Origin of the sequence: Pseudomonas sp. RIT411, from assembly GCF_003057735.2 — a bacterium.
Lineage (GTDB): Bacteria > Pseudomonadota > Gammaproteobacteria > Pseudomonadales > Pseudomonadaceae > Chryseomonas > Chryseomonas oryzihabitans.
Window position 1 is genome coordinate 429,899 of sequence record NZ_QBIZ02000003.1, and the last position, 13,379, is coordinate 443,277.

Below are 13,379 nucleotides of genomic sequence, written 5' to 3' on the forward strand. Positions count from 1 at the left end.
CGTTGTCGGACCGGATTTTTGGGCGGCTATCGAGCAAAGCCAGCAAACCCTTGTCCTATAGGGCATTGGACCTATTGAAAGCCTGGCGAAAGCTCTAGGCTGCGGCACTGTGCCGCAGATCACAGGCCGGACGCAAAGTGGGCGAAAGACGCTCGATGTCTGCCAGCGGCATTGCGTTCACATTTTTGCACATCTCTCGCAAGCCACTGATCGCCAAGGAAAACTCTTCGGCTATCGCGATTCACGTTTTCTTCACGGAGAAAAGCGCGATTCGGCGCCTATATTCCGGCTTCGTGCCGATAAAAGGGCTAAAAGCGCTGATCGTGCAGCGATAATGGCGGGATGATCTCAGTATAAGTTTGAAATATCTTCTGCGTTGTCTGTCACGAGCTATTGTTTCAGCGTGGATTAAGGTTGTGGTCACCAGACTGAGTGACCGGGTGCCAGGACGCTGCCCGACGACGCGATGGACCGCCAGACAATGAAGCCACCGGAGCTCGAGAGAGTCGGGGCGTATCGAGGCGATGCCAGGGGGCGTCTAGCCACTAACCAGCGCTTGCCGCTGCCATTGCGTACTTGAGAAGAGGTCAGAAACAGATGAGCGACAACACGGATACCTTCGGCGCACCCGACGAGGCCCTCCTGCAACTGGTCGATGGTTTCAAGCGTTTCCGCCAGGATGTCTTTCCCGAACAGGAAGCGCTGTTCAAGAAGCTCGCCAGTGCGCAGTCGCCCAAAGCCATGTTCATCACCTGCGCCGACTCGCGCATCGTCCCGGAGCTCATCACCCAGAGTTCGCCGGGCGATCTGTTCGTGACCCGTAACGTCGGCAACGTGGTGCCCCCCTACGGCCAGATGAACGGTGGCGTCTCCACCGCCATCGAATACGCGGTCGTGGCCCTCGGCGTGAAGCACATCATCATTTGCGGCCACTCCGACTGCGGCGCCATGAAGGCGGTGCTCAATCCCGATCCGCTGGAAAAGATGCCGACGGTAAAGGTCTGGCTGCGCCACGCCGAGGTCGCCCGCACCGTGGTCGAAGACCATGGTCATTGCGACTGCGGCCACGGCGGCACCCTGGGCTTTTTGACCGAGGAAAACGTGGTGGCCCAGCTGGTCCACCTGCGCACCCACCCCTCGGTGGCCTCGCGCCTGGCCAGCGGTCAGCTGCAGATCCATGGCTGGGTCTATTCCATCGAGACCAGCGAGATCAAGGCGTACGACGCCCAGCAGGAGCGCTTCCTGCCCCTGGATGGCGAGAACATGCCGGTCGCCACCCCGCGTCCGCGTCTGCAGCAGGCCTGATCCACGGTGGCCATCCGGTTCGCCGGATGGCCATTGCAAGACGGGTCAGCCGATCCGTCGCCATAACAGCGCACCGCGCCGGGCGATCCCCACTTGGGGCTCCATCGGGACCGTCCACCCTTTCCGCTAGCTGCCTGAATCCCGAACCGTGTCATACGACGTGATATGACGCGCGGGCACCCCTTTACCTAGTCGCTGGAGGACCAGGACCATGCTTGGCAATCAACAGACCCCGGGGCGCAGCCTGTCGCGCGATGCCCTGGCCTCACTCGTGGTGTTTCTGGTCGCCCTGCCGCTGTGCATGGGGATCGCCATCGCCTCCGGCATGCCGCCGGCCAAGGGCATCATCACCGGCATCATCGGTGGCCTGGTGGTCGGCTTTCTCGCCGGCTCGCCGCTGCAGGTCAGCGGTCCGGCCGCCGGTCTGGTGGTGCTGGTGTTCGACCTGATCAACCGCCACGGCATCGAGGCCCTGGGCCCGGTGCTGCTGCTGGCCGGCCTGCTGCAGCTCATCGCCGGCTTCACCCGCCTGGGCGCCTGGTTCCGCGTCACCTCGCCCGCCGTCGTCTACGGCATGCTCGCCGGCATCGGCATCCTCATCGTGCTCTCTCAGCTGCACGTGATGCTGGATGCCAAGCCGGCGGCCTCGGGCCTGTCCAACCTGCTGGCCTTCCCCGGCGCCGCCCTCACCGCGGCAAGCCAGTGGAACGGCAGTGGCAGCGGCGCCCAGGCGGCGCTGATCGGTCTGCTGACCATCGCCAGCATGTGGCTGTGGGAGAAATTCCGCCCGCAGACCCTGCGCTTCCTGCCCGGCGCCCTGATCGGCGTGACCCTGGCGACCCTGGCCAGTCTCTGGCTGGCGCTGGACATCCGCCGCGTGGAAGTGCCCAACAACCTGGCCGACGCCATCGACTGGGTGACCTTTGCCGACCTGGGCATGCTGGCCAATGCCGAACTGGTGGTGGCCGCCCTCGCCCTGGCCTTCATCGCCAGCGCCGAGACCCTGCTTTCGGCCGCCGCGGTGGACCGCATGCACACCGGGCCGCGCTCGCACTTCGACCGAGAGCTGGGCGCCCAGGGTGTCGGCAACCTGCTCTGCGGTGCCGTTGGCGCCCTGCCCATGACCGGGGTCATCGTGCGCAGCTCGGCCAATGTCCAGGCCGGCGCCACCAGTCGCGCCTCCACCATCTTCCACGGCCTCTGGCTACTGGCTTTCGTCGCCGCCCTGCCCTTCGTGCTCAAGCTGGTGCCGGTGGCGAGCCTGGCCGGCGTGCTGGTGTTCACCGGCGTCAAGCTGGCCGATCCCAAGTCGCTGACCGGGCTCAAGCGCTATGGCCGGACACCCATGATCATCTATGCCCTGACCGCCCTGATGATCGTCGCCACCGATCTGCTGACCGGGGTGCTGGTGGGCTTCGGCCTGTCCATCGCCTTCCTGGCGGTCAAGGCGGCGCAACTCAAGGTCAGCCTGACCTATCGCGAAGACCAGCCGGACCAGGCCGACCTGCGCCTGGTGGGCGCCGCGACCTTCCTGCGCGTGCCCCAGCTGACCAAGGTGCTGGAGCAGGTCAAGCCCGGCACCACCCTGCACGTCCCCCTGGAGCGCGTCTCCTATATCGATCACGCCTGCATGGAGCTGCTCGAGGACTGGGGGCGCACCCAGGCCAGCAATGGCATGCGCCTGGTGATCGAGCCCAAGGCCCTGGAGCGCCGCCTGGAAGGCCAGGCACCGGCGGGTCAACCGGTCATGCCGACCCAGGCACCGGCCTGATCCGGAGGGTGGAGCGGCCAGCGGCCGCTTCACCCCCTTCCCTCACCTCAGCGGCGCTGCCGGATCAGAAGTCCGCAGCGCCGTCGCTGATCGCGATACCGGCTTGCCAGAGCCCCTCATCGTCGCTCCGCCTCCTTTCTCCCCGGCCATAAAGTGGACAGAATGTCCACATAGATGGCCAAAATTGGTCGATAAATGTCCAAGTCGGCATCAGTCATCCTACCAACGGCTAATAGTCTGCTAATTAACTTTCGCTCTTCTCGGCTTTGCCTTATAACGCTATCTGGTTCGACTTTTGTCGCACCAACGATCTTTGTGTCGGGCCACCCTCTATCTCGGGGGTAATCGCTTTGCCAGGAAAGCCATGCGACGCCCACACGGCTAAAAATGACTCCAAGAGAGGTAGGTATGCGCAAGCCTGAATTGGCGACTGTGATCGCTGAAAAAGTCGGACTTCCAAAGGAACAAGCCAACGTCGTGCTCAACACGCTGCTGGATGAGATCGCGAATGCGCTGCACCGCAAGGACAGCGTTACCCTGGTCGGCTTCGGTACCTTCCTGCCGCGTCACCGCGGTGCCCGCATGGGGAAGAATCCCCAGACCGGCGAGCCGGTCAAGATTCGTGCGAGCAACACGGTGGCGTTCAAGCCGGGCAAGGCGCTGAAGGACAGCATCGAAGGCTGAGCATGAGGCGGCACGGATCGCCGCTGCAGCCAAAAGGCATCGCCCGTGCGATGCCTTTTTTGTGTCCGCGCAGAAGACGCGGAGCGGGGTGATCAGCCGATGGCGATCATCTCGAAGTCGCCCTTGCCCACGCCGCAGTCCGGGCACAGCCAATCCTCGGGCACATCCTCCCAGCGCGTTCCCGGCGCGATGCCGTCGTCCGGCCAGCCCAGGGCTTCGTCATAGATATAGCCGCACACGATGCATTGCCATTTCCGCATGTTCTGTTATCTCTCAACCGGCTTCAGGTAGCGCGCACGCTACGCGAAAGCCCGGCAAAGGCCAACCGTGCCGGAACCCCGGCGGACGCCCAGGGCTCCATAGGCTGCGCGTGGCAGCTACCCGTCTTCCACCCCGATCAGCTAGGCTGAGTCCATGAATTCCTCGCCATCGCCCATGCCCTGGGCCATCTATTTCGCCGTGCTGGGCAGTGTCATCAGCGTGGGCCTGGCCAGCGGCCTGTCGATGCCGCTGGTCTCGCTGCGCCTGGAAGGCTGGGGCTATGGCAGCTTCGCCATCGGCGTCATGGCCGCTTCGCCAGCCCTCGGCATCCTCACCGGCGCCAGTCTGGCCGGACGCCTGGCCGCGCGCATCGGCACGCCGCGGCTGATGCGACTGTGCCTGATCAGTGGCGCCGCCTCGCTGATCGTGCTCTCGCTGCTGCCCAGCTACCCCTTGTGGCTGCTCCTGCGCCTGGCCCTGGGCGCCATCCTCACCCTGGTCTTCGTGCTTGGCGAAAGCTGGATGAACCAGGTCATCACCGATCGTTGGCGCGGCCGCCTGGTGGCCCTCTATGGCAGCAGCTACGCCCTGAGCCAGCTGGCCGGTCCGCTGCTGCTGGGGGTGCTGGGCACCGAGGGCGACCAGGGCTTCTGGCTTGGCGGCCTGCTCATGCTCGGCGGCGCTGCCCTGCTGCTCGGCCGTCAGGGCGCGCCGGCCGCCGGCGGCCACACCGCGGCCTGGCGAGCGCTGCTGGACTTCTGCCGCGGCGCTCCAGCCATCGCCTGGGCGGTGGCGCTGTTCGCCTGCTTCGAGGCGATGATCCTCACCCTGCTGCCGGTCTATGCGCTCAACCAGGGCTTCGGCCAGCAACTGGCGCTGTACATGGTCAGCGCCGTGGTGGTGGGCGATGCCCTGCTGCAACTTCCCCTGGGTCTGCTCGCCGATCGCCTCTCGCGCCAGGGCCTGTTCCTTGGCTGCGCCCTGGGGCTGCTGGCGGTCAGTCTGGCCCTGCCGCTGCTGCTGCACACCGCGGGCGTCTGGCCACTGCTGGTGCTGTTCGGCGCAACCGCCGGCGGCCTCTTCACCCTGGCGCTGATCCTGGTGGGCGAGCGCTATCGCGACGCCGAACTGGTCAGCGCCAACGCCTGCATTGCCCAGCTCTGGGGTGTCGGCTGCCTGGTCGGCCCGCTGGTCACCGGCGCCGCCAGCCAGTGGCTCACCGGCCACGCCCTGCCGCTGCTGATGGCGGCCGGCGCCGCGGTATTGCTGGTGATCGTCGGCCGTAGGGGCAGCGCGCCGACCATGCAAACGGCAATTTAATACCCAATATCGCGCTATATAAGCTTGTTTCAGGCACTATATTGCCGATAATACGTATAGCACCCATAATTATCGGCAGTATATTGCCGGAGGTCTGCCGTGAGTACGCTCGTGGTTCAAGCCTATCTGAGCGGGCATTGGCACGATGCCCTGCGCCTGGTTTTCGATGACCCTGGGCAAGGCCCCCAACAAGGCGCCTGCACCCTCAGCTATCTGGCCGCCTACCTGAGCGATCATCTCGACGATTTCGGCAAGCCGACGGCTGCAGCCGTGAGCGCCAACCTGCCTTTGAGTTGGGAGGTCGAGCGCCTGCCCCATTGGCCAGCGTTTCTCCAGGACATTCTCCCGGCTGGCGCCGCTCGCCGCTTTCTGCTGCCTCGCCTCGGGCTGACCGCAGCGGAAGCTGCGCAGACCGACTTTCAATTGTTATCGCGCTGCACGCCAGCGCCCATCGGCCATCTGCGAATTCGTGAGTCGCTGGACGGGCTGGCGCAGACACCCTCCGTGGGCTTTACCCGTGAACAGGTCATCGCTCGCGATCAGGACTTTTTGGAGTATGCCTATGAGCAAGGTGCCGCCATCGGCGGTGCAACCGGGGCAGGTGGCGATGCACCCAAGCTACTGCTGGCCGAAGATGCTCAGGGCTTGCTCCATCCAGATGCCACCCTAACCGATGACTTGGCCTGTCGACACTGGCTGGTGAAGTTTCCGCGCAACAAAGGCAACGCCACGGACCAGGATATCCTGCGTAGCGAGCACGGCTACTATCGGGCCTTGAATACCCTTGGGCTGGAGACCGTCGCTGAAAACGGACTCGCCCTGGAAGAGGGTCGCCGACCCAGTCTCTGGCTGCCACGCTTCGACCGCTGCACCGGCCCGCAACACGTAGAGCGTCTGGCCGTTGAATCCCTCTATTCGCTGACTCACACCCTGGTGCCCGGCAGCTATCTGAATCATCTCGACGCCATCGGCGCCCTGATCAGGGTCTGGCGCGCAGCGGGTCAGGACCGTGAGATTCCGGCGCTGCTGGACGACTACCTGCGCCGTGATCTGCTCAATCAGCTGCTGGGCAACAGTGACAACCACGGCCGCAATACCGCCATTCTGCGGAATGAGCATCGCGTGCGCCTGGCGCCTCTCTACGACCTTGCCCCCATGGTCATGGATGAGCAGGGCATCACCCGAACCAGCAAATGGCCAACGCCCGTCGAGCAGGCGGGCGCTGTCGATTGGTACGCGACCTGTCGGCTGCTGGCCGAGTGGGACGATCCCGAACGGCTGTGGGAAGCACTCAAGCAGAACGCCGAGCAGCTCCGCGCCCTGCCGGACCTGTTGCAGCCGATGCTGCCCCGGGCCACCTGGGAACATCCGCGGATTCCGTTACGGCGTCTGGATAGCCATTTGCGCGAGGCAGGGCTGCTATGAACCTCGATGATCCGGAACTGCGGCAACACAAGCTGGATGATATCCGTGAAGGATTACAGACCGGGCGCCTGAGTCTGGGCACCGGTGTCCGGCGTCTGCGTCGCGACATAACCGGCCTGACCCAGGCTGACTTCGCACGCATGGCCCGTATCTCGCTGCGTACCTTGCGACAATTGGAGCAGGATGAAGGCAATCCCACCCTGGCGACGCTGCAAGCGGTCTTTCGACCCTTCGGCCTGGGAATGGGCGTCGTCCCCCTGAAACGCCATTGATCCCTACGAAAAACGCCGGCACGGGGCCGGCGTCTGTTGTCTCGGGCAGCGCTTAGAACGCCGGCACCACGGCGCCCTTGTACTTCTCTTCGATGAATTGCTTCACCGCCGGGGTGTTCAGCGCCTTGGCCAGCTTCTGCACGGCATCGCTGTCCTTGTTGTCCGGACGGGCGACCAGGATGTTGGCATAGGGCGATTCCTTGCCTTCCAGCAGCAGGGCGTCCTGGGTCGGGTTGAGCTTGGCTTCCAGGGCGTAGTTGGTGTTGATCAGCGCCAGGTCGACCTGATTCAGCACGCGTGGCAGGGTCGCGGCTTCCAGCTCCTTGAACTTGAGCTTCTTGGGATTCTCGGCGATGTCCTTGGGCGTGGCGAGGATGTTGGCGCTGTCCTTGAGCTTGATCAGCCCGGCCTTTTCCAGCAGCAGCAGGGCACGGCCGCCATTGGTGGCGTCACTGGGGATGGCCACGACGGCGCCTTCGCGGACTTCGTCGAGCTTCTTGATCTTTTGCGAGTAGATGCCGAAGGGCTCGACATGCACCTGGGCGACGGTCACCAGGTCGGTACCGCGGCTCTTGTTGAATTCATCCAGGTAGGGCTGGTGCTGGAAGAAATTGGCGTCCAGACGCTTCTGGGCCACCTGCAGGTTGGGCTGCACGTAGTCGGTGAAGACCTTGATCTGCAGGTCCACCCCTTCCTTGGCCAGCTGGGGTTTGACGAATTCGAGGATCTCGGCGTGGGGCACCGGGGTGGCGGCGACGCTGAGGGTCTCGGCGGCGTGGGCGGCCAGGCTGGCGGCCAGCAGGGCGGCGGTGGCGAGCAATTTCTTCATGGCAGTTTCCTAGAACGGGGTGGAACCGTCGACGCTTCTGCGAGCGTCGACGGCGATGGAGCCGAGGCTCAGAACGCGGGAACGACGGCGCCCTGGTACTTCTTCTCGATGAATTGCTTCACCTCGGGGGTGGTCAGGGCCTTGGCCAGCTTCTGGATGGCCGGGTCGTTGGCCTTGTCGGCACGGGTGTAGAGCAGGTTGGCATAGGGCGACTCGCCGCTCTCGATGAAGATGGCGTCCTTGGTCGGCACCAGCTTGGCTTCCAGGGCGTAGTTGGCGTTGATCAGCGCCAGGTCGACCTGGTTCAGCACGCGCGGCAGGGTCGCGGCTTCCAGCTCCTTGAACTTCAGGTGCTTGGGATTCTCGACGATGTCACGCGGGGTGGCGGTGACGTTGCTCGGATCCTTGAGGGTGATCAGGCCCTGCTTGGCGATCAGCAGCAGCGCGCGACCGGAGTTGCTCGGGTCGTTGGGGATGGCCACGGTGGCGCCGTCCTTGAGGTCCTTGATGTCCTTGATCTTCTGCGAATAGGCACCGAAGGGCTCGACGTGCACCGCCACCACCGGCACCTGGTCGCTGCTCGGGTTGCTCTTCTTGTAGCTGGCGTAATAGGGCTTGGTCTGGAAGTAGTTGGCATCCACCTGCTTCTGATCGGTCTGACGATCAGGCTGGATGTAGTCGGTGAAGACCTTGATCTTGAGGTCCACGCCTTCCTTGGCCAGCTGCGGCTTGATGAATTCCAGGATCTCCGCGTGGGGAACCGGATTGACCGCGACGGTCAGGGTCTCGGCGGCCTGGGCGGCGGTGGCGACACCCAGGCCGAAGGCCAGGGACAGCAGGGTACGTTTCAGCGACATCTGGATTTTCCTTGTGCAAAACCTTCGAGTGGATGAAGCCTGGATCAACGACGACTGAAATGGGCGACGAGGCGATCGCCGACCATCTGCAGTACCTGGACCAGCACCAGCAGCAAGAGCACCGTGACCACCATGACGTCGGTCTGGAAGCGCTGGTAGCCGAAACGGATGGCCAGATCGCCCAGGCCGCCGCCGCCGATCACCCCGGCCATGGCGGTGTAGGACACCAGGGCGATGGCGGTGACGGTGGTGGCCGCGATCAGCCCGGGCAGGGCCTCGGGCAACAGGGTGCGGGTGACGATCTGCCAGAGGCTGGCGCCCATGGCCTGGGTCGCCTCGATGATGCCGCGGTCGACCTCGCGCAGGGCGGTCTCCACCAGCCGGGCGAAGAAGGGCGCGGCGCCCACCACCAGCGGCGGAATGGCGCCCTCGACGCCCAGGGAGGTGCCGATCAGCCAGACCGTGATGGGGATCATCAGGATCAGGAGGATGATGAAGGGCACCGAGCGCAGCACGTTGACCACGAAGGAGAGGATGCCGTAGACCAGCGGCTGCTCCAGCAGCTGACGGCGGCTGGTGAGAAACAGCAGCACGCCCAGCGGCAGCCCGAGGATCAGGGTGAAGAGCATGGACCAGCCAAGCATGGCCAGGGTGTCCTGGGTCGCCTGCCAGATCTCGGCCCAGTCGATGTTGGTGAAGAGTTCGTCCATCAGCGCAGGACCTCCACGGTGACGTCGGCGGCCTGGAAGCGAGCCAGGGCGGCGTCCAGGTCACCGCCCACCAGGGCGATGGTGAGCTGGCCATAGGGCTCGTCCCGGATGCGGTCGATGCGACCGCCGAGAATGCTGTAGTCGACACCGGTCTCCCGGGCGACGTGGCCCAAGAGCGGTGCATAGGTGGCTTCGCCGCGGAAGGTCAGGCGCAGGATGCGGCCTTCGACATGGGCATAGGCGTCGGCCAGCTCGGCCTCGTCCTGGTGCTCGGCCTCGAACACGAAGCGGCGGGTGGTGGGGTGCTGCGGGTGCAGGAAGACATCGGCGACGGTGCCCTGCTCCACCACGGCGCCGCCGTCGAGCACGGCGACGCGATCACAGACGCGGCGGATCACGTCCATCTCGTGGGTGATCAGCACGATGGTCAGGCCCAGCTCGCGATTGAGTTCGGCGAGCAGTTGCAGCACCTGGGCGGTGGTCTGGGGATCGAGGGCGCTGGTGGCCTCGTCGCAGAGCAGGATCTTCGGCTCGGTGGCCAGGGCGCGGGCGATGCCGACGCGCTGCTTCTGACCGCCGGAGAGCTGCGCCGGATACTTGCGCGCCTGGTCGGACAGGCCGACCCGCGCCAGCAGCTCCTCGACGCGCTGGGCGATCTGCGCCCGCGAACGGCCGCCGGCCAGTTCCAATGGCAGGGCCACGTTGGCCGCCACGGTCTTCGAGGAGAGCAGATTGAAGTGCTGGAAGATCATGCCGATGCGGCGGCGGAAATCGCGCAGCTCGGTCGAGCCCAGGGTAGTGACCTCGGCGCCGTCGACCTGCAGGCGACCGCCGCTGGGGGCTTCGAGGCGGTTGATCAGGCGCAGCAGGGTGCTCTTGCCGGCACCGGAATGGCCGATCAGGCCGAAGATCTCGCCGGCTTCGATCCTCAGGTCGACCGGCTGGAGCGCCGCGACCTCGCGACCGCGCGTGCGGTACGTCTTGTGGACAGCGTGGAATTCGATCAATGGAAAAACCTTGTGGGTATCGTCAGACAACTGGAGGGTGATCCAGCCGCGCAGTTTAACGCGCGCGCTTATATCTGCTTAGCACTTGTTGTCGGGTATTAAGCCAATAAAGGCATATGGCCAGTTCGTGCGCCGGGACTTCACCCGCGGGAACAGCCCGTCGCTTCGCATCAGCCAAGCGGAACACCAGCTCCAGCCCATGAGTCACTACAGGACTGCCTGAATTCGCCCCACATTCCGTAGGGGACGCAAAGAGCGCCTGACAGGCGCCTGATGAGGACTTTCCATGGCTACGCCCCCCAAGAGTGAACTCGCCGGTACCGACACCCTGGATCGCCAGAACACCTCGAAGAAAATCGAGCAACTGGAGCAATTCCGCTCCGATGCCACCGGCCAGGCACTGCGCACCAACCATGGCGTGAAGATCGCCGACAACCAGAATTCGCTGCGCGCCGGCACCCGCGGGCCTTCCCTGCTCGAAGACTTCATCATGCGGGAGAAGATCACCCACTTCGACCACGAGCGCATCCCGGAGCGCATCGTCCATGCCCGCGGCACCGGTGCCTATGGCTATTTCCAGCCCTACCAGGACTGGTCCGACCTGACCAAGGCCGCGCTCTTCCGCGACCCCAACCACCAGACCCCGGTGTTCGTGCGCTTCTCCACCGTGCAGGGCCCGCGCGGCTCCGGCGACAGCGTGCGCGACGTGCGTGGCTTCGCCATCAAGTTCTACACCGAGGAAGGCAACTGGGACATGGTCGGCAACAACATGCCGGTCTTCTTCATCCAGGACGCCATCAAGTTCCCCGACTTCGTCCATGCGGTGAAGCCCGAGCCGCACAACGAGATCCCCACCGGCGGCAGCGCCCACGACACCTTCTGGGACTTCGTTTCCCTGGTGCCCGAGTCGGCGCACATGGTGCTCTGGACCATGACCGACCGCGCCATCCCGGTGAACCTGCGCAGCATGCAGGGCTTCGGCATCCACACCTTCCGCATGATCAACACCGCCGGCAAGGGCGTCTTCGTCAAGATCCACCTGAAGCCCGCCGGCGGCGTGCGCTCCCTGGTGTGGGACGAGGCCCAGAAGCTGGCCGGCAAGGACACCGATGCCCACCGTCGCGACCTCTGGGAAGCCATCGAAGCCGGTGACTACCCCGAGTGGGAATTCGGCGTGCAGATCATTCCCGAGGAAGACGAGCACAAGTTCGACTGGGACATCCTCGACGCCACCAAGATCATCCCCGAGGAGCTGGTGCCCATCACCCCGCTGGGCAAGCTGGTGCTCAACCGCAACCCGGACAACTACTTCGCCGAGACCGAGCAGGTGGCCTTCTGCCCCGGCCATGTCGTGCCCGGTATCGACTTCAGCAATGATCCCCTGCTGCAGGGTCGGCTGTTCTCCTACACCGATACCCAGATCAGCCGTCTCGGTGGGCCGAACTTCCACGAGCTGCCGGTCAACCGCCCGGTGGTGCCGAATCACAACGGCCAGCGTGACGCCAAGTACCGCATGACCATCGACAAGGGTCGCGCCTCCTACGAGCCCAACTCCATCGACGGTGGCTGGCCCAAGGAAACCCCACCGGCACCCCAGGACGGCGGCTTCGAGAGCTACTACGAGCGCATAGACGGCCACAAGGTGCGTGAGCGCAGCGAGACCTTCGGCGACCACTTCTCCCAGGCCACGCTGTTCTACAACAGCCTGTCGGAAGCCGAGCAGGCGCACGTCGCCGATGCCTACAGCTTCGAGCTGGGCAAGGTCGAGCGCATGTGGATTCGCGAGCGCCAGGTCAACGAGATCCTCGCCAACATCGATCTGGAGCTGGCGCAGAAGGTGGCCAAGAAGGTCGGCGTGACCCCGCCCACCGCCCCCACCGTGCAGCCGCGCAAGGTCTCCATCGACAAGTCGCCGGCGCTGAGCCAGCTCAATCTGCTGTCCGGCAATATCAAGGGCTTCAAGGTGGCGGTGCTGGTAGGTGACGGCGTCATCGCCAGCGAGGTGGACGCCATCAAGCAGGCGCTCAAGGCCGAAGGTGCTCATGTGAAGGTGCTCGGCCCCACCGCCGGCCCGGTCAAGGCCGCCGACGGCAGCGAAGTGGCCGTGGACGGTTCGGCCGAAGGCATGCCTTCGGTGGCGCTGGACGCGGTCTATGTGCCGGGCGGCGCCGAGAGCGTCAAGGCCATGCTCGACGACGGCGTGATCAAGCACTACCTGCTGGAAGCCTACAAGCACCTCAAGGCCATCGCCCTCACCGGCGAAGCCGAGCAGTTGCTCAAGGCGGTCTACCTGGACACCGACGAGGCGCTGCTGACCGGCAGTGATTTCAAGGCGGTGCAGCAGGACTTCTTCGCTGCCATCGCCAAGCACCGTTGCTGGGCGCGGATGCCGAAGATCAAGTCCATCCCGGCCTAAGCAGGCAGACATGAAAAAGCCGACCGTCGCGAGACGGTCGGCTTTTTTTTGGGGGTCATCGCGGCCATGGGCCGCTCCTACAGGTGCATCAACTACTGTAGGAGCGGCCCATGGCCGCGATCAAAGGCTTTAACTCAGTACCAAGACCCCATCCATTTCCACCTGGGAGCCCTTCGGCAGCGCGGCCACGCCGATGGCGGCGCGTGCGGGATAGGGCTGCTGGAAATAGCGACCCATGATCTCGTTGACGGTGGCGAAGTGGGCGAGGTCGATCAGGAAGATGTTCAGCTTGACGATGTCGGCCAGCGAACCACCGGCGGCTTCGGCGACGGACTTGAGGTTCTCGAAGACCTGGACCACCTGGGCTTCGAAGCCGTCCACCAGCTCCATGCTGGTCGGATTGAGCGGGATCTGCCCGGAGAGATAGATGGTGTCACCGACCTTGATCGCCTGGGAATAGGTGCCAATGGCGGCGGGCGCCTTGTCGGTGTGGATCACTTGCTTGCTCATGGGTCGCTCCTG

Annotated in this window: 14 protein-coding genes; 8 read left to right on the forward strand and 6 right to left on the reverse strand. The window is 64.6% G+C overall.

Annotation, left to right across the window (positions count from 1 at the left end; all coding sequences use genetic code 11):
• The first annotated feature begins 155 nt into the window (after positions 1-155).
• The 4 genes from DBY63_RS24860 to DBY63_RS07315 all read left to right on the forward strand — a co-directional run bounded on the left by DBY63_RS24860 (position 156) and on the right by DBY63_RS07315 (position 3,760).
• Entirely contained in the window at positions 156-335 is a 180-nt protein-coding gene (locus DBY63_RS24860) for a hypothetical protein (protein ID WP_027598109.1), read from the forward strand.
• A 262-nt stretch (positions 336-597) separates the two neighbouring features.
• A complete protein-coding gene (locus tag DBY63_RS07305) occupies positions 598-1,305 on the forward strand; it encodes a carbonic anhydrase (protein WP_007161453.1) in 708 nt (235 codons plus the stop codon).
• 211 nt (positions 1,306-1,516) lie between these two features.
• Entirely contained in the window at positions 1,517-3,076 is a 1,560-nt protein-coding gene (locus tag DBY63_RS07310; RefSeq protein WP_077171312.1) for a SulP family inorganic anion transporter, read from the forward strand.
• A gap of 408 nt (positions 3,077-3,484) precedes the next feature.
• Positions 3,485-3,760: an HU family DNA-binding protein gene (locus DBY63_RS07315; protein ID WP_017639309.1), complete on the forward strand. Its 276-nt coding sequence runs from the start codon at positions 3,485-3,487 to the stop codon at positions 3,758-3,760.
• A 92-nt stretch (positions 3,761-3,852) separates the two neighbouring features.
• Here DBY63_RS07315 and DBY63_RS07320 read toward each other — a convergent pair whose 3' ends face one another.
• Positions 3,853-4,020 carry a rubredoxin gene (locus tag DBY63_RS07320; RefSeq protein WP_007161456.1) on the reverse strand — a complete coding sequence of 56 codons (168 nt, stop codon included), beginning with the start codon at positions 4,018-4,020 and terminating at the stop codon, positions 3,853-3,855.
• A 175-nt stretch (positions 4,021-4,195) separates the two neighbouring features.
• Here DBY63_RS07320 and DBY63_RS07325 point away from each other — a divergent pair, with 175 nt between their 5' ends.
• From DBY63_RS07325 to DBY63_RS07335, 3 genes are all read left to right on the forward strand, one after another.
• Positions 4,196-5,341: an MFS transporter gene (locus DBY63_RS07325; RefSeq protein ID WP_108581556.1), complete on the forward strand. Its 1,146-nt coding sequence runs from the start codon at positions 4,196-4,198 to the stop codon at positions 5,339-5,341.
• Between the two features lie 99 nt (positions 5,342-5,440).
• Positions 5,441-6,766 (forward strand): HipA domain-containing protein, encoded by a 1,326-nt coding sequence (locus DBY63_RS07330; RefSeq protein ID WP_108581557.1) that lies wholly within the window; start codon positions 5,441-5,443, stop codon positions 6,764-6,766.
• On the forward strand, positions 6,763-7,038 hold the full coding sequence (locus tag DBY63_RS07335; RefSeq protein ID WP_042135209.1) for a helix-turn-helix domain-containing protein: 276 nt from the start codon (positions 6,763-6,765) through the stop codon (positions 7,036-7,038). The genes DBY63_RS07330 and DBY63_RS07335 overlap by 4 nt, the downstream gene beginning before the upstream one ends.
• 52 nt (positions 7,039-7,090) lie before the next feature.
• Here DBY63_RS07335 and DBY63_RS07340 read toward each other — a convergent pair whose 3' ends face one another.
• The 4 genes from DBY63_RS07340 to DBY63_RS07355 form a co-directional block, all read right to left on the reverse strand.
• Complete coding sequence (locus DBY63_RS07340; RefSeq protein ID WP_027598104.1) at positions 7,091-7,867, reverse strand: MetQ/NlpA family ABC transporter substrate-binding protein; 777 nt, start codon at positions 7,865-7,867, stop codon at positions 7,091-7,093.
• A 68-nt stretch (positions 7,868-7,935) separates the two neighbouring features.
• Positions 7,936-8,724 carry a MetQ/NlpA family ABC transporter substrate-binding protein gene (locus tag DBY63_RS07345; RefSeq protein WP_177411435.1) on the reverse strand — a complete coding sequence of 263 codons (789 nt, stop codon included), beginning with the start codon at positions 8,722-8,724 and terminating at the stop codon, positions 7,936-7,938.
• A 44-nt stretch (positions 8,725-8,768) separates the two neighbouring features.
• Positions 8,769-9,434, reverse strand: coding sequence for a methionine ABC transporter permease (locus tag DBY63_RS07350; protein WP_007161460.1), 666 nt, complete (start codon positions 9,432-9,434; stop codon positions 8,769-8,771).
• A complete protein-coding gene (locus tag DBY63_RS07355; RefSeq protein WP_074583470.1) occupies positions 9,434-10,441 on the reverse strand; it encodes a methionine ABC transporter ATP-binding protein in 1,008 nt (335 codons plus the stop codon). Before DBY63_RS07355 ends, DBY63_RS07350 begins: the two co-directional genes overlap by 1 nt.
• A 286-nt stretch (positions 10,442-10,727) precedes the next feature.
• Here DBY63_RS07355 and katE point away from each other — a divergent pair, with 286 nt between their 5' ends.
• Positions 10,728-12,857: a catalase HPII gene (gene katE, locus DBY63_RS07360; RefSeq protein WP_027600380.1), complete on the forward strand. Its 2,130-nt coding sequence runs from the start codon at positions 10,728-10,730 to the stop codon at positions 12,855-12,857.
• Positions 12,858-12,986: 129 nt separating this feature from the next.
• On the opposite strand, the gene DBY63_RS07365 is transcribed toward katE, so the two are convergent.
• Entirely contained in the window at positions 12,987-13,367 is a 381-nt protein-coding gene (locus DBY63_RS07365) for a RidA family protein (protein ID WP_044341153.1), read from the reverse strand.
• Positions 13,368-13,379 lie beyond the last annotated feature (12 nt).